Origin of the sequence: Aliiroseovarius sp. S2029 (genome assembly GCF_023195575.1) — a bacterium.
GTDB lineage: Bacteria > Pseudomonadota > Alphaproteobacteria > Rhodobacterales > Rhodobacteraceae > Aliiroseovarius > Aliiroseovarius zhejiangensis.
Genome location: NZ_JALPQE010000007.1, coordinates 100,070 through 118,330, shown reverse-complemented (window position 1 = coordinate 118,330; position 18,261 = coordinate 100,070). Strand labels below are relative to the sequence as shown.

The window sequence follows — 18,261 nt, the reverse complement described above, 5'->3', positions numbered from 1 at the left end:
GGACGCCACGTTATGAAGATCCTTGTATTTGGTAAGACAGGACAAGTTGCGACAGAGCTGCAGCGCCTGGCCGATGTGCATGCGCTGGACCGACTGGATGCGGATCTTGCCGACCCCGACGCCTGTGCCGCCATCATCCGGGATGTCGACGCCGATGTCGTCATCAATGCCGCCGCATATACCGCGGTGGATAAAGCCGAACAGGAAGAAGACCTGGCCACTTTGGTGAACGGTCATGCGCCCGGCGCGATGGCGCGGGCGGCCAGTGCAAAGGGCATACCGTTCCTACATGTCTCGACCGACTATGTGTTCAGCGGTCAGGGTGACACCGCCTGGGCGACGGACGATCCGGTCGCCCCGCCCAATGCCTATGGCCGTTCCAAGCTGGTGGGGGAACAGGCCGTGCAAGCCGCTGGAGGGACCTTTGCGATCCTGCGCACAAGCTGGGTGTTTTCATCCCATGGTGCCAATTTTGTGAAAACGATGTTGCGCCTATCCGAAAGCCGCGATGAACTGAACATTGTGGACGATCAGATCGGAGGTCCGACCGCCGCAAATGACATCGCGCAGGCTCTTCTGACCATGGCCCATGCATTGGTGGACGGGACGCCGGGCGGCGTCTTTCATTTCGCAGGCGCGCCAGCAGTCAGCTGGAAGGACTTCGCCCTCGAAATCTTTCGCCAGGCCGGGCGGTCTGTTGCGGTCTCGGGAATCCCCACATCTGATTTTCCGACCCCGGCGGTTCGGCCCCTTAACTCGCGGATGGATTGTTCGGCGCTGTCAGAGGCATTCGGCATTCGACAGCCTAACTGGACAGAGTCGTTGGCAATTGTTCTGGAAGAACTGAAAAACGCCGACTAGGTTTGGCGGGATAGGGAAGTGAACGCATCGATGGACAGAAAAGGCATTATTCTGGCAGGCGGGTCTGGGACGCGGCTTTACCCGATCACCATGGCCGTTTCAAAGCAACTGCTTCCGGTTTACGACAAACCGATGATCTTCTATCCGATCAGCGCGTTGATGCTGGCCGGGATCCGCGAGGTTGCGATCATCACAACACCACAGGATCAGGCCCAGTTCGTGCGGATGCTGGGGGATGGGTCCGATCTTGGCATGTCCTTCACCTATATCGAGCAACCTTCGCCAGACGGACTGGCCCAGGCTTTCATTCTTGCCGAGGATTTCCTTGCGGGCGCACCCTCGGCGCTGGTTTTGGGTGACAATATCTTTTTCGGGCACGGACTTCAGGACCTGCTGCGCGATGCCAGCCAGCAGTCGATGGGTGGCACGGTGTTTGGCTATCGCGTTGCCGATCCGGAACGCTATGGGGTTGTCGGCTTTGACAGCGAAGGCAAGGTAAACACAATCATCGAAAAACCCGCCAAACCACCATCGAACTTTGCCGTGACCGGGCTTTATTTTCTGGACGGAAGCGCCCCGGAACGCGCCAGGGAAGTGACCCCATCAGCGCGTGGCGAGCTTGAGATTACATCTCTTCTGGAAATGTATCTGAACGAAGACAAGCTGTCAGTGCAACTCATGGGCCGGGGATATGCGTGGCTGGACACCGGCACGCATGGCAGCCTCTTGGACGCAGGAAACTTTGTACGAACCCTAGAGAAGCGGCAGGGGCAGCAGGTCGGTTGCCTGGAAGAGATCGCATTTCACAACGGCTGGATCAGCAAGGATGCGCTTCGCGCGCGGGCAGATTATTTTGCAAAGAATGATTACGGGCGCTATCTGTCGTCTTTGATGTCAGAGTGACCACCGATGCACGATAACGTCCAGACCAAGCGTTCAGACCCACATGTGGCCATTTTGCTTGCGACCTATAACGGGGGCCGGAATCTGTCCGAGCAGCTCGCCAGTATCGCAGAGCAAAGCTATGACAATTGGTCTTTGATCGTCAGCGATGATGGCTCGACCGATGATACGCTTGAGATCGTGCAGGGTTTTGCACAACAAGGTCACACCGTTACGATACTGGACGGGCCGAAGAGCGGGGCGGCAGCCAACTTCATGTCCCTTGTCCGTCGATCGGCGGATTTTGCGCCTGCCGACAGTTGGCTGTCCTTTTGCGATCAGGATGATGTCTGGCTGCCCGACAAGCTTGCACGCAGTGTTCAGGCGCTGCGCGCGCAGGATGACGATGCGCCTGCACTGTATTGCAGCCGAACCTGGATCACGGACGAGACGCTGACAGAACGGCGTCTGTCGCTTCCGCGCCCGCGCCCGCTTGGGTTTCGCAATGCTCTGGTGCAGAATGTTGCATCGGGAAATACGATCGTGCTGAACGCGGCGGGTACGCGTCTGGTTCAATCTGCTGCCGTGGATACCCATGACGTTGTGGTGCATGACTGGTGGACGTATCAGGTGATTGCCGGTGTAGGCGGCAGGCTTGTGCATGACGATCAGCCGACATTGCTCTACCGGCAACACGCTTATAACGAGATCGGTGCGAACGATAATGCCAAGGCAAAGCTTGCACGTATCTCGATGCTGCTCAGCGGGCATTTTGCAGAATGGAATCGGATGAATGCCAAGGCACTTGCTGCATCCGCTCATATGTTCGAACCGGAAAATCAGGCGCTTTTGAATGATTTCACGCGCATCCTGAACATGCGCCGAAGGCACAGTTGGCGGGTGTTGCGCAGGATGAAACTTTACCGTCAGACATGGGCAAGCACGGCGGCGCTGTGGTTTGCGCTTGTGATGCGCCGTTTATAGGTGCAGGTGGTGCGTCAGGAAGGCCACCGGATCGCACCTTTCGGGTATCGGCATTCTATTGTCACACACAGAATGTATCCAAGAATCAGGGTTGTTCCAGATGCACCCACAGCATAGTGTGGCGCGCAGTATATCTGGTGTTTGCGGGGACACGATGCGCTTTGTTCTAACGGCTTTTCTGATGCTTGCACTGGCAAGTTGCGGCTTGCCACGCGGCGGTGCCTTGCAAAGCGAGATCATCGGAAACGAGACTGAGACAAGATCCGATATCGCGATTTACAGAGTTTCGCGCGAAATGCTTGGCGCCATGTCGCGGTGGCCTGCCCCGGACGCCAATTCCGGCTATAAATGGCCAGCCCGTGGAAGACCCGCAGCAGACAAGCCAATACGCCCGTTTGACACCGTTGATGTCGTTGTCTGGGACAGCGAAGAAAACTCGCTGCTTGCGTCGAATGGTCAGAACACGGTGCAAATGAAGAACATGCAGGTTTCTCCGGCGGGGACCATCTTCCTTCCCTTCGTCGGCACCTTGCATATTGCCGGCCTGCCGCATTCCGCCGCTCGCGCCCGCGTTCAGCGGAAATATGAAGAGGTAATCCCCTCAGCCCAGGTTCAATTGAATGTGACGCAGGGCACGCGTGGCACGATTTCGATGGTGTCCGGTGTATCTCGTCCGGGGCCCATTGTTGTTGATGACCCCAACTTCACCATCCTGAACGCCATTTCTGCCGCAGGCGGTCCGTCGGGCCAGATCGAAAACCCGCAACTGAAGCTGATCCGGGGCGATCAAACCTATCGCCGCCCGCTTCAGGATGTCTTGAGCAACCCGAAATACGATGCCCTGCTGCTTCCAGGTGACAAGATCGCCGTGGAACCCGACGAACGGTATTTCCGTTCGCTTGGCGCAGCCAGCAAGGAAGCGATCGTGCCGTTTTCCAGGTCAAGTATCTCGGCGCTGGATGCCATGTCGCTTATCGGTGGCTTGACGGACAACCGCGCCAACCCCAAGGGCATTCTTGTGCTGCGGGAGTATTCACCGAAAGCGGTGCGCGCTGATGCCTCTGGCCCGAACAATGAACGCAGCGTGTTCGTGATCGATCTGACCACGGCTGACGGCCTGTTCAGCGCCGGAAAATTCCAGATCCATCACGAGGATACAGTGCTTGTCACCGAAAGCTCGGTTGCGTCCGCACCCTTCCTGTTCGGCCTGATCCGTCAATTGGCAGGCACCGCATCTGACCTGAGTGATCTTTGACGTCAGGTGCCTAACCCCGAGGGTGAAAGCACCTAACGCAGATGTCAGGCTTCCCGGCCCAGGTGGCGCTCCCCTCGCGCGCGGGCGAGCGCCATTTGTTTTTGGCGTTCGCGGAAACGGTCACGACGCGGTTCGTCGAACTCGTCGATACATTGGTGGCAGCTGACGCCATCGTCGTATTCGGGACGGTCCTTGTCTGACGGCAGGATCGGACGGCGACAGGCGTGGCACAGCTCGTGCGGGCCTTCGGCCAAACCGTGTTCAACGGACACGCGGTTGTCGAAGACGAAACAGGCACCATCCCATTTACTGTCCTTGGCGGGCACGTCCTCCAGATACTGCAAGATACCGCCCTGCAGGTGATAGACATCCTCGACCCCTTGGCCAATCAGGAAGTTGGTCGATTTCTCGCAGCGAATGCCGCCCGTGCAGAACATCGCCACACGCTTGTTGTGAAACCGGTCCTTGTTCTTTTCCCACCACGCGGGAAACTCGCGGAAGGTCTTGGTTTTTGGATCAACTGCGCCTTCAAATGTGCCAATGGCGACCTCGTAGTCATTGCGGGTGTCAATCACCACCACATCGTCTTGTGAGATCAGATCGTTCCAATCCTCGGGTTTCACATAGTGCCCGACCGAGGCACGCGGATCGACATCCGGCACCCCCATGGTCACGATCTCTTTCTTCAGCCGGACCTTCATCTTGCCGAAGGGCTGCTCCCGCGCGGTGGATTCCTTCCACGACAGATCGGTGCAGCCGGGCAGGGCGCGGATATGCTCCAATATGGTGTCGATCCCCGCGCGCGACCCCGCGATGGTGCCATTGATGCCTTCCTGCGCCAGCAGAAGCGATCCTGTGACCCCTTCGCGCTGGGCGGCCTCCAGCAAAGGCGCCTGCAAGGCCGCGGGGTTGTCGAAACGTGTGAAGTGATAGAGTGCTGCGATCGTATACATACGGGCGGCATACGCCCCTCTTTTCAAAGGATCAAGAGCGCCAATCGCTTGACCCACCCAGCCCCGGACCTTACCCATTGAGTTTCTAGGAGGATCGCCCATGCACAATGCCGACGAAGCCCTGATCGTGATTGACGTGCAAAACGACTTCTGCCCGGGCGGTGCGCTGGCCGTATCCGGCGGCGATGAGGTTGTGCCCCTGATCAACGAACTTCTGCCCGACTATCAGGTCAAGGTGTTCACACAGGACTGGCACCCGGCGGGGCATGGATCTTTCGCGTCTTCTCATCCGGGAAAAGATCCGTTCCAAACCACGGAAATGCCCTATGGCACCCAAGTGTTGTGGCCCGATCACTGTATTCAGGGCAGCATCGGCGCCAGGTTCCACGACCACCTGCATCGTGACCGGGCCGATCTGATCATCCGCAAGGGGTTCCGGGCCGAGATAGACAGCTATTCCGCCTTCTTTGAAAATGACCAGACCACACCTACGGGGTTAGAGGGGTATCTGCGCACCCGTGGGGTCACGAAGCTTACTCTGGTCGGGCTGGCCACGGATTTCTGCGTCGCCTATTCCGCCGTTGACGGTGCACGTCTGGGCTTTGAGGTGACGGTTCTGGAACGTGCCTGTCGCGCCATCGACCTTGACGGCTCAATGGACGCCGCGCGCGCCGAGATGCGCGCCGCCGGCGTCAAACTGGAGGCGTAGATGGTCGATATTGCCAGCCGGGTCTACAACCATCACTGGAAGATCGACCCGATCGTCCGGTCTCTGATCGACACCGATTTCTACAAGCTCCTGATGTGCCAGTCGGTGTTCCGCAACAAGCCCGACACCACTGTCACCTTCAGCCTGATCAACCGCACCAAGTCGGTGCCGCTGGCCGACCTGATCGACGAGGGCGAGTTGCGCGAGCAGTTGGATCATATCCGATCCCTCAGCCTGTCGCGCGGCGAAAGCACATGGCTGCGCGGCAACACTTTCTATGGCAAGCGCCAGATGTTCCGCCCCGATTTCATGGAGTGGTTCGAGGGCATGCGCCTGCCGCCCTACCACCTTGAGCGCGTCGGTGATCAATACGAACTGACCTTCGAAGGCCCGTGGCCCGAGGTCATGTTGTGGGAAATCCCCGCCCTTGCCGTGTTGATGGAACTGCGCGGCCGCGCCGTTCTACGCGACATGGGGAAGTTCGAGCTGCAGGTGCTCTATGCCCGCGCCATGACCCGGATCTGGGAAAAGATCGAACGCCTGCGCGAGCTTGACGGGCTGCGCCTTGCCGATTTCGGCACCCGCCGTCGGCACAGCTATCTCTGGCAGGATTGGTGCGTGCAGGCGATGATCGAGGGGCTGGGGGATCGTTTCATCGGCACCTCGAACTGCTCGATCGCCATGAAACGCGACATCGAGGCGATCGGCACCAACGCCCACGAACTGCCCATGGTCTATGCCGCGCTGGCCGAGGATGACGACGAACTGGCCCGCGCGCCCTATGACGTGCTGGCCGACTGGCACGAGGAACACGAGGGCAACTTGCGCATCATCCTGCCCGACACCTATGGCACCAAGGGGTTTCTGGACAATGCGCCGGATTGGCTGGCGGGCTGGACCGGCATCCGCATCGACAGCGGAGACCCCGCCACAGGCGCCGAGACCGCGATCAAATGGTGGAAGGACCGCGGTGAGGACCCGAGCCAGAAAATGGTCATCTTCTCGGACGGTCTGGACACCGACAAAATCATCGAACTGCACCAGCAATTCGCAGGCCGCGTCCGCACCAGCTTCGGCTGGGGCACGCTTCTGACCAACGATTTCCGAGGCCTCGTGCCGAACGACGCACTCGCCCCGTTCTCGCTGGTCTGCAAAGCGGTCGAGGCGAATGGGAGGGCGACGGTAAAGCTGTCGGACAACCCGAACAAGGCGATGGGACCGGAGGATGAGGTTGCGCGCTATAAGCGGGTGTTCGGTGTTGGAGATCAGGTGGGTATGGAGGTTGTTGTTTAGGTTACCCGACTTGGCGTATCCAATCTCTAATATTGCCACCGATACGCTCGATGTCTTGAACCGCGAGGACACCGCCATGCATTACGATGTTTCTTGAACGTTCTAGTACGCTTAGAACCGATTTTGCCCACTCAATGTCGGATAAAGTGAGTTCGAAATCTTCACGATTAACCACTATGATCGAAGACAGATCCCCAAAATCACAGTATTCCATTTCAGACCCACCGCGAGTTCCATGCCACTTAAACTTCGCGTCATCCTCCATTCGAGTGTTGACCTTTTTCTTGATTTTTTCGGGAACTTTTTCCCACCAAGCTTCTCTGTGTGCGTCAATCAGTGTGGACTTCACATAGTCCCTAACCATGTTCTCAAATGCGTGAATGGCGGTGTACACCAGACTCATCCTCTTTGCACTCACGAGTGATGAATCTTCTAGCATGTCGTAAGATAATTTTTCCTTTATTGCCTCGGTTTCCGCGCCATCTAACTTTGCGCGTGTATTGCGCCCAGCTTTGTCTAGGCTCTCTTCAGTCAAAAGCCCACGATATATAAAAGGGTAGAGTTCATCCGTTCGATCAGCCAAGGTGGTCTCGCAAGCTCTTAAACAGCGCATCGTAAACAGCTTGGTCACGGGATTCAGGCAATACGATGTTTATGTGATATTGTAGCGACTTGATTGGCAACGGCGATTCATTTGAACTTGGACTATCTCCGGCAGGACGTTTCTGGACATGCGGTGAGATTTTGTCAGGCTCATCGCTCTTCGCAGGTTCTGGGGTAGCCTTTGGAGCTTCTGTAAAATCAGCATAATCGCATAAAGCCACAAAAGTTTTAGCGATGTTCCGGATCACCGTATCTTTCTTTTCGCCCTTGTAAAGCGTTCGCAACTTGTTGAATGCGTCATCTACACTGAGTTCGTAGGCCTTTGTATTCACCGCAAACAAATCCTGATAGGCTTCCCGAATTCCATCTGCGAGCACCTTTTGTGAGACAGATCGATCGAGAAATTCATAATATCTTTGTTGTGGTGCGCCGTCGGAATTGAGGAATCCAAGCTCCTTTAAGATACCAATTAACAAACGATCATTCGAACTCGAAAATCCTAGGCCCTCCAGAAATTTATGAGAGAATCTGTCGGGAGCTTGGGCATTGAGCATCGCCTCAAAGTAGTCTGAGATCGCCCCTGTCTTAATTGTATAACTGTTGGGAAGAACCAATGAATTGCCTCGCAAATAAAAGATGTAGCTATGGAAGCACAACTATGACGAGCAGGCAACATCTTGTTGGCATTGGATATGCTGACTTACGTGTGGCCCACAAAAGAGTGTTCTTGGTGCTGTTCCGAGCCGACAGCTACCATCCTTTAACCCTTTAAACATATCCACCCATCACTTTGCCCCTCACCCCCCAAGCACCCTTCGTGCCGCCGTCACCGCTTTTTGCGTATAGCTCACCACCTCCGGCCCGGTTGGGTCGTATCGCGGCACTGCCCAGCCCATCGACGCAAAGCGGCGCATCATCAGGAACATGGGCAGCAGGTCTTCCGCTTCTTGGCTCAGCGTCCGGTGGTCCCGATACCCCGCCAGCGCCGCCGCTTTGATCGCCTCATAGGCGGGTTCGTCCTCGTTCTGCGTCATCATCACCGCCAAATCATAAAGCCGGAAGCCAAAGCCCGCGTCGTCGAAGTCGATTAGCGTCAGCTCTCCGTTGTGGACGAAGATGTTTTCGCGCAGGGCGTCGGCGTGGATCAGGCCGAAATCGGCGCCGTTCTCAAGGAACACCGTGGCCCTATCATGCGCCACGGCGCGGGCGCGTTGGATCAGGGCGCGGTCGTCGTCGCTCAACGCCGGGCATTCCCAGAACCGGCCCCAGAACGGATTGTCGCCCAGAAGGCCGGGAATGTCCCAGCGGTGGCGGGTGAAGTTCGTGGGCAGGGTCATGGCGTCGGTCAGGTTGTGCAGCTTGGCGATCTCGGCCCCGACCTTGTGATACAGCGCGACCTGTTCGGCCTTGCTGCCCACCAATGGCACGCCGCCTTCACCAATCGGAGTGCCGTCAACCCAGCTCACCATGGTGGCAATCTGACCGCCGCCCAGATCGGCCACCATGTCGCCGGACCGCGTGGGGATCGGGGCGGGCACGCGCATTCCCGCAGCCGCCAGGGCGGCCATCCAATCCAGTTCCGACCGGATCGCTGCCGCGCTTTGATACCCCGGACGATGCAGCCGCAACGCGGCAGGGCGGCCATCCACACGCACCTCATGCACCACGTTTTCGCGATCTTTGATCATGCGGATATCCTGCGCGCCCCAAGCCGCCAGCGCCTGTTTCAGGGCGCTCATACGGGAAGCGCCTTGAGTGCCGCGTCCATCTTTTCGACCAGAAGGTCGGCCTGCGCACGATCGAAACACATGGGCGGACGGATCTTGATCCCGTGATAATACCGCCCGACCGAGTGCAGCAGCACCCCGCGATTGCGCATCTCGTCCACCAGCTGGGCGCAGAAGGGGGCGGCGCGTTTCGTGTCTCCATCGCGGGCAAATTCCACCCCCAGAAACATCCCCGCGCCCCGCACATCGGCAATCATCGGGTGATCGAGTTGCCGCAACAATTCCAGCGCATAGTCACCCGTGTCGCGGGCATTTTCGACAAGGTTTTCTTCGACCAGAACGTCCAAAACCGCCATTGCAGCCGCGGCAGAGACCGGGTTGCCGCCGAACGTGTTGAAATAGCCAAAGCGATTGCGGAACCCGGCCATGATCTCGGGCCGGGTGACGACGGCGGCGACCGGATGCCCGTTGCCCATAGGTTTGCCCATCGTCACGATGTCCGGTGCCAACCCGATCCGCTGATGCCCCCAGAAATGACGACCGGTGCGACCGAAGCCGGGCTGCACCTCGTCCGCGATGATGATGCCACCGGCGCGACGCACGACCTCGACGGTCGGGTCGAGGAATCCCGACGGCAGGTCTGGGAAGCCTTCGTTGGCGAAGAACGGGCACAGGATGAGCGTGCCGAAGCCATGCCCTTCGGCTTCAAGCGCGTCGATGGCGGTTTGGATTTCATCTGCAAACGCCTGCGCCTGCGCCTCGACGCTGCCACCAAGCGGGGCAAGCGTGTCTGGCGACGGAACCTTCTTGACCCAGTCCACCGCACCGCCAATGGGGGTCTTCTTGGCGGACAGGTGCGACACCAGATCGGTGTTCCCGTGATAGGTGTTGTCGGTGCAGATGATCCCGGACTTGCCGGTCATCGCCCGCCCCATGCGCAGGGCGATGTCGTTGGCTTCGGACCCGGTGCAGACCATGATCATGGTGTCCAGATCGTGCCCCATCGTGCCGGTCAGGCGTTCGGCATAGTCCAGGATGCCTTCGTGCAGGTAGCGCGTATGGGTGTTCAGAGTGGCCGCCTGAGCCGAGATCGCCTCGACCACCTTCGGATGGGCGTGACCCACATGCGGCACGTTGTTGTAGCAATCCAGATATCGGTTGCCGTCCGCATCCCATAACCAGGCACCTTCGCCCCGCACAATGTGGACGGGATCGCTGTAGAACGTCGTCATGTTGGGGCCGAGAAGCCGCGCGCGCCGATGCAGTAGGTTTGAATTGTCCGACATGGGGAAGGCTCCGCTGTGGTTAGTCGTCGTTGACGCGTCCGCGCAGCGCCTTGATCTGGCTGCGGCGTGTCTTGGCCTCAAGCCTGCGTTTCTTCGAGGCAAGCGTGGGGCGTGTTGCGATGCGCCGTTTGGGGGTGACCAACGCGCGCTGGATCATTTCAACCAGCCGGTTCTGCGCAATTTCGCGGTTGCGGGCCTGGCTGCGCGTCTCTTCGGCGCGGATCACGATGGCGCCGTCTTGCGTCCATTTGCGCCCTGCGATGCGTTTCAGACGGGCCTTGGCGGGTTGGCTCAGATTGGGGGATCGCGCGGCTTCAAACCGCAGTTCGACTGCCGTAGACACTTTGTTCACGTTCTGACCGCCCGGGCCGGAGCTGCGGGTAAAACTCTCGCTCAACTCCCAATCTTGCAGGGTGATATCATCGGTCACGCGGATCATGGCGGCACCCTAGCGAATTGGATCCAAAACGGAAATCCCGGAAATGGCAAAAGAAAAGGGCCGCCCGCCTTGGGACGACCCTTTCGAGAATTAAGGAGGTGGGACCGGTTAGGCCAATTGGCCAACTTGATCCGCGTTCCTTGCCGGGGGCTGCCCCGGAAAGTCGCGACCTAGGGTGTCCCGGCACCTCGCTCCATTGTTCCTCTCGACATGGACACCTCCTTTCTCACTGTTTCTATATCTAGGAGGTTGCCACAGATTTTGCGTTTGTCAAAACTTTTCACGCAGGATTTTGTGAAAGTTTTGTGACGATGAGTCGAAATGGGACCAGTGCGATCAGTGCAATCGCCGTTTTGACCAGCCAATCAGCCAGTGCCAGCGACATCCAAAGCGGGGCGTCCGGGCCGCTTCCCAGCAGGGGCAGAACCGCGTTCGCCCAGCCAACATCGTTGCCGGGTTCAAGGAAGGTCAGGCTGGCCGAAAAAGCAATGGCAAAGAAAATCGCGGTGTCGACTGTGCCGCCGATCAGGGTGCTGGCCGCCGGAGCGCGCCACCATTTCCCATCGCGCAATCGGTCGAAGATCGCCACGTCCAGCAGTTGCGCCGTCAGGAAAGCCAGACCAGACGCAACCGCGACGCGCAGGGTAACGAGCGGGCCGAACTCGCCCATAATCTGCGTGCCGACAAGGCTGCACGCCACGCCAGTGATAAACCCGGCAAAGACAACTTTGCGCGCGGCCGAGGGGCCATAGACCCGGTTCATCACGTCGGTGACAAGAAAGGCGAAGGGATAGGTAAAGGCGCCCCAGGTCAGCCATTGACCGAACAGATGTTGCACCAGAATATTTGACGCCACCACGATGGCGGCCATGGCAATTACGCCGGGAAGGATACGGGTCATGTTGTTGGTCCGTTTTAGCAAGGTTGCGGAGACTTGGTTCCCAAAAGCCGGGAACGGGCTGCGTTTAACGGTTCATTGGGTGTTAATCAAGTGGTCCGTCCCGATGCCCGCGCCATCCGGGACGACGTATTCCACAATTTCCGTGACCTGGAAAAACTTGAAATTGTCGTCCGAGACCATGGTCAGGCGGATCAGACCATCCACGTCCCGCCAAACGGCAAGCCCCTCAAGATTGTCATGCGCACCAACTTCGGTTTGCAGCAATATGGTCTCGTTCGTCAGGCTGTTGCCGGTAATGTCAAAGCGCCGGACGCGGCTGGTGAAGCCGAAGATGCCGCTCAGGTGGCGTTCCAGCACATAAAGCCGCCCGTCAGGCCCGACATCTGCCCCGACCGGCACATAGGGGCGATATCGTGGCAGGGTGAAAGGCTGTTCCCAGGTTTTTGCACCGGGGCGCAATCGAAAGACGCGGTGCGGTGCTTTCTGGCTACCATCGCCTTCGGGGATCACAAGAATGGTGCCATCCGGCTGGACCGCCAATGCTTCTTGTCCGGCGTTCGGCTCCATTTTCTTGGTGGCCGGGTTCTTGGGCAGATTTCGCACCCGTCCTTGCCCGGTTGGGTATCTGACGATCCTGTGGCCCACCTCGAAACTGACGAACATGGTGCCATCCGGCGCGATGGCCAGGCCTTCGCTGTCCGACCATATGCCACGCACATTGACCCCGCGCGGTGTGGTCAGCTTGCGCAGGGCGCCATGGGCAACCTTCGCGATCTTTCCATCTTTCCGCACAAATCGACCGTGCGTTATATCACCTCGATCGGTGATCGCGGTAAAGGACGTGCCGTCCTCGCTGACCTCAATGCCAGAGAAACCGCCAAAGGCGGGATCGTCCCCACCATGCCAGCGCGTGACTGACAGCAGCTTGGCCTCGGTCACGGTCTGCGCGCCCAGATCGACGGTCAGAAATCCGACCAGTAAGGTCAGCGCCCCTAGCGCGACGACAAGACGGAACGGCATTGGTTGGGAAGATCAGCAAGTGTCAGAGGCCCGCGCGGTTTGCTTGGCTTGGGCGGGGTGGGCGGGGGCGGTTTGGGGTGCAGGATATCGTTGACCCAGTTCACCGCGTCCTGGCAGCCGTCACCGGGTGGCGGTGGGGCCTGATCGACGCAACCGCGCATACCTCTGGGGCATTTCAGGCGCACGTGGAAATGGTAGTGATGCCCGTACCACGGCCGAATTTTCCTCAGCCATTTGCGGTTGCCCTTCTCGTCCTTGCACATTTGCACCTTGGCACCGGGAAAGACAAATATGCGCGCCACGCGTTTGTCCTTGGCCGCGGCTTTCAGGATTTCATGATGTGCGCGGGTCCAGGAGCTGTTCACAAAGGCACCCTTGGCGCGACGCATCGAGATCGACGAGATGCTTTCGCGCGCGCCGACCGACAGGTTCAGCTTTTTCGCGGGCAGCATCCAGATGTCCACGTCCAAGCCGATCTGGTGGGATCGGTGTCCGCTCAGCATCGGCCCGCCGCGCGGTTGGCTCATGTCACCAACATAAAGCCCGTTCCAGCCGGGCTGTCGCGCCGCCTTGCGGGACAGGTCTTTGACGAAGTCGATAAGCTCGGGATGCCCCCAGTTCCGATTGCGCGACAGGCGCATCGCCTGCCAGGTCGGACCGGTTTGAGCAAGTTGCTTGCCCCCTGCAAGACACCCTTTCGCGTATGACCCGAAAGGGGCCGCTTTCTGCGACGATCCGGATCGCTTTGCCCCGAACAGCTGTTTCGCCGGTGTGTCGGCCTGCGCCGAGATCGGCCCAATGACCACCCCCGAAAGCGCAAGCGCACCGACCAGAACAGCCCCTTGAATGAGTTTCTTGATATTCACCATGCCACCTCTCACCGCTCTCCCTCTGGTTTAACCCAGATCAGAAGCAAAAGCCCCAGTGCAAACAACCCGATCAGCGGAGACACGCCGAGCCGCGCGCTGCCGGTCATCGTCGTGAACCATGCGATCAGCGCCGGTGCCATGAAGGCCGTCGCCCGCCCGGACAGGCCATAAAGACCGAAACTTTCGGTCGGGGCTTGGGGGTCGGTGTGGCGCACCATCATCGACCGGCTGGCCGATTGCAGCGTGCCGCCCATGCCGCCGATCAACATGCCGCAGCCGAAGAAGATGATGTCCGGGATATTCGATCCTTCCGGCAGCGCAATGCCCAACAGAGACTCGCGCGTCATGTTCACGATCAGGAAGCAGACCGACATCAAGATCAGGATCGACCCGATGATGACGGGCTTGGGTCCGCGCTTGCTGTCCACCCTGCCGCCCATCCAGCTGAACGCCGCCGCCGCCAGACCCGAGATGATCCCAAAGACCCCAATCAGGACGATGGGCCAGTTCAGAACAAGGCTCGCATAAACCCCGCCGAACCCGTAAAGGCCATTCAATGCGTCGCGGTAAAACATTGAACTGCCCAGATAGGCGGCAAGGCTTTTCTTGTTTTTCAGACCCCGAATGGTTCGGCCCAGAATGGCAAATGCACCGGAAAGGCTGTGTTTGGCGTTCGGGCGCGGCACGTCTTTTACCCACAGCGCATAGGGGATCATGAACACGACAAACCAGATCGCAACGAACGGTCCGACGATCCGTGTCCCTTCGCGCGCCTCGGCGTCCAAAAGGCCCAGGCCGGGATCCAGCCCGATCAGGGTCTTTCCATTGGGCTGTTCGACAAACAGCGTCAGCATGATCGCCAGCGCCACCAGCCCGCCAATATAACCGAAAGCGAAGCCGGATCCCGAGATCTCGCCCACCTGATCCTGGTCGGCCAGACTGGGCAGTTGCGAGTTGGTGAACACCAAAGCAAACTCCGCCCCGATGAAGCCGATCGCGAACATCAACATCATCGTCCACAGGTTCGATCCATCTGGTTGGGTCCACCACAGCGACCCTGCGCCGATGACATAAAGAAGGCTGAACACGGCGACCCAGGGACGCACCCGCCCCGCGGTGTCAGCCAGCGCGCCCATGACCGGCGCACCGAACCCGACGATCAGACCCGCAGCGGCCAGCCCCCATGACCAGATGCTCTGCGCCCTGGCGTCCGCCGCCTGTTCGGCCAAGCCCTGGCCCATGAAGTACTCGGTCGCAACGGCGGCAAAGAACGGTCCGAAGATGAACGTCAGAAGCAGAGTGTGATAGGGCTGGCTGGCCCAATCGAACCAGAACCAGCCCCAAATGCGCCTGCGCGTCGAGATTTCTGCCATGCCTGCTCCCTGTTTCCGCCGATCAAACAGCGAAACCAGCGCGCGGGCAAGGGGTGTCATGCTTCGGGTGGCCAGGGGCGCTGTGCGTCGGCGTCGATCCAGGCCTGAACCCAGTCCGGCAATGTGGGACGCTGGCCAACATAACCCAGCGTGTCGACCACGCGGGCGGTGGGCACGATCCCGTTGCGATCCGTCACGGCCGAGCGATAGACGATCTGGTTCGCACATTCGCCGCGCAGCCACATGCTTTGCTCGACATAGATGAACCGGTCGTCCCATCCGACCACGCGGCTGCGCATCTCGACCCGGACGAAGGTGCGCACCCGCTTGCGATACCGCACAGAGGCACCCGCCATGGTCAATCCCCAGCGGTTCTTGATCAACATTCGGGACAACCCGGTGCGCCCGGCCAGCGGAATGCGCCCAAGGTCATAAAGCGTCAGCGTGCGCCCGTTGTTCAACTCGCGCCACAGGTCGATGTCCCACGGCCAGCACATATGATGGCTGACATGGGTGCCGGTGATCGGCAGCGGCGTGGCACGCGCGTTCTTGATCAGCTCTTTGGTCATGCGGATGAACGGATACATGGTGGCTCCTTCCGGTTGTGGCCGACCTGCCCTTGAGCGCCGCAAACGTCAACCGAAACCACGCGTCACCCTTGCCCTGACTGGCAACCTTCCCTAGATGGAACGGACAACCCGAAAGGAGCCCCTATGCAGTCGCTGTTTCAAATCCTGATGCTGATCGTGGATATCGCCTGGTTTGTCCTGATCGTGCATATCGTGATGTCGTGGCTGATCAACTTTCAGGTGCTGAATCTGCGGCAACACGTGGTTGCACAGGTCTGGTACGGGCTGAACCGGCTGTTGGAACCTGTCTATTCCCGCATCCGGTCTTTCCTGCCGCAGATGGGCGGGCTGGACTTCGCCCCATTGGTGGCGCTGATCGCGCTCTATGCGATCCGGATCATCCTGGTCAATAACGCCTCGGTGTTCTTCTAAGCCCCTTGCCCCTTTCGGTCGCGCATGGGATTGTGCCCTCAAAATAACGAGCAGCACCTATGCCCCGCGATCTGGATCTTTTGAAATCCGTTTTCGGTTTCGATGAATTTCGCCCTGGACAGGCCGAGATTGTCGAGGCTGTTTCGCGTGGTGAAAACACCTTGGCGATCATGCCCACGGGTGGGGGGAAGTCGCTGTGTTTTCAACTGCCAGCCCTGATCCGCGATGGCGTAACCGTTGTTATTTCGCCTTTGATTGCCCTGATGCGCGATCAGGTGCGCGGGCTTCAGGCGGCGGGGGTGAATGCTGGTGCTCTGACCTCGGGCAACACGCAGGACGAAACGGACGCGGTGTTCGATGCACTGTCACGTGGTGAGCTGAAGCTGCTTTACATGGCGCCCGAGCGGTTGGCATCAGGGGGCACGCTGAACTTGTTGCGCAACGCCGGTGTGACCCTGATCGCGGTGGACGAGGCGCATTGCGTCAGCCAATGGGGCCATGACTTTCGCCCGGACTACCTGCGGATCGGAGAGCTCAGACGCGCCCTTGACGTGCCTCTTGCCGCCTTCACCGCCACTGCCGACGAAGAAACCCGCGCCGAGATCGTGCAAAAGCTGTTCGACGGGTCCACGCCACGCAGCTTTCTACGCGGGTTCGACCGCCCGAACATCCATCTGGCCTTCGCCGCCAAGGATAGCCCGCGCAACCAGATCCTGAACTTCTCAGCGGCCCGAAAGGGGCAGTCCGGCATCGTCTATTCTGCCACCCGGGCCCGCACCGAAACGCTGGCCAACGCCCTGCGCGACGCGGGTCACCCGGCTGTGCATTATCATGGTGGGATGGATGCGGACGACCGACGCGATGTCGAACGGCAGTTCCAGCAGGAAGACGGATTGATCGTTGTCGCGACGGTAGCCTTTGGCATGGGCGTCGATAAGCCTGACATTCGCTGGGTCGCCCATTCCGATCTGCCCAAGTCGATCGAGGCGTATTATCAGGAAATCGGTCGCGCCGGGCGCGACGGGGCGCCTGCCGACACGCTGACCCTGTTCGGCGCCGACGATATTCGTCTGAGGCGGTCGCAAATCGACGAAGGGCTGGCCCCGCCCGAACGCCGCGCGGCCGACCACGGCCGCCTGAATGCCCTCCTTGGCCTGGCCGAGGCGCATGGCTGTCGGCGCCAGCAACTTCTGGCCTATTTCGGTGAAACGACGGACCCGTGCGGCAATTGCGACCTGTGCGCCACGCCGCCTGAGCTGTTCGACGGGACGGTCGACGTGATGAAAGCACTGTCGGCCATTCTGCGCACAGGTGAATATTTCGGTTCAGGCCATCTGATCGACATTCTGCGTGGCACCACGACCGACCGCATCCGGGACCGGGGCCATGACCAGTTGCCGACGTTCGGGGTTGGCAAGGATCATGACAAGCGCATGTGGCAGGCCATTTTCCGGCAGATGCTGGGGCTTGACCTGGTGCGCCCTGACCCTGAACGGCATGGCGCGTTGCGTATTACCGAAAAGGCGCATCCCGTTCTTCGCGGGGAAGCGCAGGTCGAACTGCGCCGCGATACGCTGAAATCCGGCACACGGCGACCGGCCGCCAAAATGATGGTGGCGGAAGAGGACGCGCCGCTTCTGTCGGCGCTCAAAGCCAAACGCCGCGCGCTCGCCGAGGCGGCGCGTGTACCGGCCTATGTGATCTTCAACGACCGGACCTTGATCGAAATGGCCGAAAAGCGACCCACTGATCTGGATCAGATGGCCCGTATTGGTGGGGTTGGCGCGAAAAAGCTGGAAAGCTATGGCCATGCGTTTCTTGAGGTGATCAATGGCGCGGCCCCCGTGCTTCATCCGCAACGGCGCAAGCTGGCCGGGCGTGCCGCTGGGGGGCTGTTTGATCAGTTGCAAGCCGTCGCGACAGAACTGGCCCGCGGCGAAGACGGGACCGGAAAACACCTGAGCGTGACCGCAACGACCCTGCGCCATATCGCCGAACGCAAACCCATGACCTTGGGGGATCTGGGTCGCATCGCAGGCATGGGGGACCAGAAGGTCCAGCGGTTCGGCGCGGCCTTCATCGACGTGCTGATGAAAGAGGGTTGA

General features: G+C 59.5%; 19 protein-coding genes. 8 read left to right on the top strand and 11 right to left on the bottom strand.

What is annotated here, in order from left to right:
• Window positions 1-12 precede the first annotated feature (12 nt).
• The 4 genes from rfbD to MUY21_RS14290 all read left to right on the top strand — a co-directional run bounded on the left by rfbD (window position 13) and on the right by MUY21_RS14290 (window position 3,982).
• The gene (rfbD, locus tag MUY21_RS14305) at window positions 13-861 is read left to right on the top strand and encodes a dTDP-4-dehydrorhamnose reductase (RefSeq protein WP_248411018.1); all 849 of its coding nucleotides are present in this window, start codon (window positions 13-15) and stop codon (window positions 859-861) included.
• A 30-nt stretch (window positions 862-891) separates the two neighbouring features.
• A complete protein-coding gene (gene rfbA, locus MUY21_RS14300) occupies window positions 892-1,764 on the top strand; it encodes a glucose-1-phosphate thymidylyltransferase RfbA (protein WP_248411053.1) in 873 nt (290 codons plus the stop codon).
• Window positions 1,765-1,770: 6 nt separating this feature from the next.
• Window positions 1,771-2,727, top strand: a complete 957-nt coding sequence (locus MUY21_RS14295; protein ID WP_248411017.1) for a glycosyltransferase family 2 protein — start codon at window positions 1,771-1,773, stop codon at window positions 2,725-2,727.
• 154 nt (window positions 2,728-2,881) lie between these two features.
• Window positions 2,882-3,982, top strand: a complete 1,101-nt coding sequence (locus tag MUY21_RS14290) for a polysaccharide biosynthesis/export family protein (RefSeq protein ID WP_248411016.1) — start codon at window positions 2,882-2,884, stop codon at window positions 3,980-3,982.
• A 44-nt stretch (window positions 3,983-4,026) separates the two neighbouring features.
• On the opposite strand, the gene MUY21_RS14285 is transcribed toward MUY21_RS14290, so the two are convergent.
• The gene (locus MUY21_RS14285) at window positions 4,027-4,935 is read right to left on the bottom strand and encodes a rhodanese-related sulfurtransferase (RefSeq protein ID WP_248411015.1); all 909 of its coding nucleotides are present in this window, start codon (window positions 4,933-4,935) and stop codon (window positions 4,027-4,029) included.
• 100 nt (window positions 4,936-5,035) lie between these two features.
• On the opposite strand from MUY21_RS14285, the gene pncA reads away from it, so the two are divergent.
• Together pncA and pncB are read left to right on the top strand one after the other, a co-directional pair.
• Window positions 5,036-5,644, top strand: coding sequence for a bifunctional nicotinamidase/pyrazinamidase (gene pncA / locus MUY21_RS14280; RefSeq protein ID WP_248411014.1), 609 nt, complete (start codon window positions 5,036-5,038; stop codon window positions 5,642-5,644).
• On the top strand, window positions 5,645-6,937 hold the full coding sequence (pncB, locus tag MUY21_RS14275) for a nicotinate phosphoribosyltransferase (RefSeq protein WP_248411013.1): 1,293 nt from the start codon (window positions 5,645-5,647) through the stop codon (window positions 6,935-6,937).
• A gap of 1 nt (window position 6,938) precedes the next feature.
• Here pncB and MUY21_RS14270 read toward each other — a convergent pair whose 3' ends face one another.
• From MUY21_RS14270 to MUY21_RS14225, 10 genes are all read right to left on the bottom strand, one after another.
• The gene (locus MUY21_RS14270) at window positions 6,939-7,520 is read right to left on the bottom strand and encodes a Swt1 family HEPN domain-containing protein (protein ID WP_248411012.1); all 582 of its coding nucleotides are present in this window, start codon (window positions 7,518-7,520) and stop codon (window positions 6,939-6,941) included.
• Complete coding sequence (locus tag MUY21_RS14265; RefSeq protein WP_248411011.1) at window positions 7,513-8,154, bottom strand: DUF5343 domain-containing protein; 642 nt, start codon at window positions 8,152-8,154, stop codon at window positions 7,513-7,515. Before MUY21_RS14265 ends, MUY21_RS14270 begins: the two co-directional genes overlap by 8 nt.
• A 183-nt stretch (window positions 8,155-8,337) precedes the next feature.
• Entirely contained in the window at window positions 8,338-9,279 is a 942-nt protein-coding gene (locus tag MUY21_RS14260; protein ID WP_248411010.1) for a phosphotransferase, read from the bottom strand.
• Window positions 9,276-10,553 (bottom strand): aminotransferase class III-fold pyridoxal phosphate-dependent enzyme, encoded by a 1,278-nt coding sequence (locus MUY21_RS14255; RefSeq protein WP_248411009.1) that lies wholly within the window; start codon window positions 10,551-10,553, stop codon window positions 9,276-9,278. Before MUY21_RS14255 ends, MUY21_RS14260 begins: the two co-directional genes overlap by 4 nt.
• A gap of 19 nt (window positions 10,554-10,572) precedes the next feature.
• A complete protein-coding gene (arfB, locus tag MUY21_RS14250) occupies window positions 10,573-10,992 on the bottom strand; it encodes an alternative ribosome rescue aminoacyl-tRNA hydrolase ArfB (RefSeq protein WP_248411008.1) in 420 nt (139 codons plus the stop codon).
• Window positions 10,993-11,272: 280 nt separating this feature from the next.
• Window positions 11,273-11,893, bottom strand: coding sequence for a queuosine precursor transporter (locus MUY21_RS14245; protein WP_248411007.1), 621 nt, complete (start codon window positions 11,891-11,893; stop codon window positions 11,273-11,275).
• A gap of 72 nt (window positions 11,894-11,965) precedes the next feature.
• On the bottom strand, window positions 11,966-12,913 hold the full coding sequence (locus MUY21_RS14240) for an esterase-like activity of phytase family protein (RefSeq protein ID WP_248411006.1): 948 nt from the start codon (window positions 12,911-12,913) through the stop codon (window positions 11,966-11,968).
• Window positions 12,886-13,782 (bottom strand): penicillin-insensitive murein endopeptidase, encoded by an 897-nt coding sequence (mepA, locus tag MUY21_RS14235; protein WP_248411005.1) that lies wholly within the window; start codon window positions 13,780-13,782, stop codon window positions 12,886-12,888. The genes MUY21_RS14240 and mepA overlap by 28 nt, the downstream gene beginning before the upstream one ends.
• A gap of 8 nt (window positions 13,783-13,790) precedes the next feature.
• Window positions 13,791-15,155: an MFS transporter gene (locus MUY21_RS14230; protein WP_248411004.1), complete on the bottom strand. Its 1,365-nt coding sequence runs from the start codon at window positions 15,153-15,155 to the stop codon at window positions 13,791-13,793.
• Window positions 15,156-15,211: 56 nt separating this feature from the next.
• Complete coding sequence (locus tag MUY21_RS14225; RefSeq protein WP_248411003.1) at window positions 15,212-15,742, bottom strand: thioesterase family protein; 531 nt, start codon at window positions 15,740-15,742, stop codon at window positions 15,212-15,214.
• A gap of 126 nt (window positions 15,743-15,868) precedes the next feature.
• Between MUY21_RS14225 and MUY21_RS14220 the strand changes: the two genes are divergently transcribed.
• Both MUY21_RS14220 and recQ read left to right on the top strand, forming a co-directional pair.
• Window positions 15,869-16,156 (top strand): YggT family protein, encoded by a 288-nt coding sequence (locus MUY21_RS14220; protein ID WP_248411002.1) that lies wholly within the window; start codon window positions 15,869-15,871, stop codon window positions 16,154-16,156.
• Between the two features lie 59 nt (window positions 16,157-16,215).
• A complete protein-coding gene (gene recQ, locus MUY21_RS14215; protein WP_248411001.1) occupies window positions 16,216-18,261 on the top strand; it encodes a DNA helicase RecQ in 2,046 nt (681 codons plus the stop codon).

Coding starts and splice junctions, on each gene's coding strand:
- mepA (WP_248411005.1), bottom strand. CDS start 13,782: ATGGTGAATATCAAGAAACTCATTCAAGGGGCTGTTCTGGTCGGTGCG.
- MUY21_RS14225 (WP_248411003.1), bottom strand. CDS start 15,742: ATGTATCCGTTCATCCGCATGACCAAAGAGCTGATCAAGAACGCGCGT.
- arfB (WP_248411008.1), bottom strand. CDS start 10,992: ATGATCCGCGTGACCGATGATATCACCCTGCAAGATTGGGAGTTGAGC.
- MUY21_RS14255 (WP_248411009.1), bottom strand. CDS start 10,553: ATGTCGGACAATTCAAACCTACTGCATCGGCGCGCGCGGCTTCTCGGC.
- recQ (WP_248411001.1), top strand. CDS start 16,216: ATGCCCCGCGATCTGGATCTTTTGAAATCCGTTTTCGGTTTCGATGAA.
- MUY21_RS14290 (WP_248411016.1), top strand. CDS start 2,882: ATGCGCTTTGTTCTAACGGCTTTTCTGATGCTTGCACTGGCAAGTTGC.
- MUY21_RS14285 (WP_248411015.1), bottom strand. CDS start 4,935: ATGTATACGATCGCAGCACTCTATCACTTCACACGTTTCGACAACCCC.
- MUY21_RS14240 (WP_248411006.1), bottom strand. CDS start 12,913: ATGCCGTTCCGTCTTGTCGTCGCGCTAGGGGCGCTGACCTTACTGGTC.
- MUY21_RS14295 (WP_248411017.1), top strand. CDS start 1,771: ATGCACGATAACGTCCAGACCAAGCGTTCAGACCCACATGTGGCCATT.
- pncB (WP_248411013.1), top strand. CDS start 5,645: ATGGTCGATATTGCCAGCCGGGTCTACAACCATCACTGGAAGATCGAC.
- MUY21_RS14245 (WP_248411007.1), bottom strand. CDS start 11,893: ATGACCCGTATCCTTCCCGGCGTAATTGCCATGGCCGCCATCGTGGTG.
- rfbA (WP_248411053.1), top strand. CDS start 892: ATGGACAGAAAAGGCATTATTCTGGCAGGCGGGTCTGGGACGCGGCTT.
- MUY21_RS14220 (WP_248411002.1), top strand. CDS start 15,869: ATGCAGTCGCTGTTTCAAATCCTGATGCTGATCGTGGATATCGCCTGG.
- rfbD (WP_248411018.1), top strand. CDS start 13: ATGAAGATCCTTGTATTTGGTAAGACAGGACAAGTTGCGACAGAGCTG.
- MUY21_RS14260 (WP_248411010.1), bottom strand. CDS start 9,279: ATGAGCGCCCTGAAACAGGCGCTGGCGGCTTGGGGCGCGCAGGATATC.
- pncA (WP_248411014.1), top strand. CDS start 5,036: ATGCACAATGCCGACGAAGCCCTGATCGTGATTGACGTGCAAAACGAC.
- MUY21_RS14230 (WP_248411004.1), bottom strand. CDS start 15,155: ATGGCAGAAATCTCGACGCGCAGGCGCATTTGGGGCTGGTTCTGGTTC.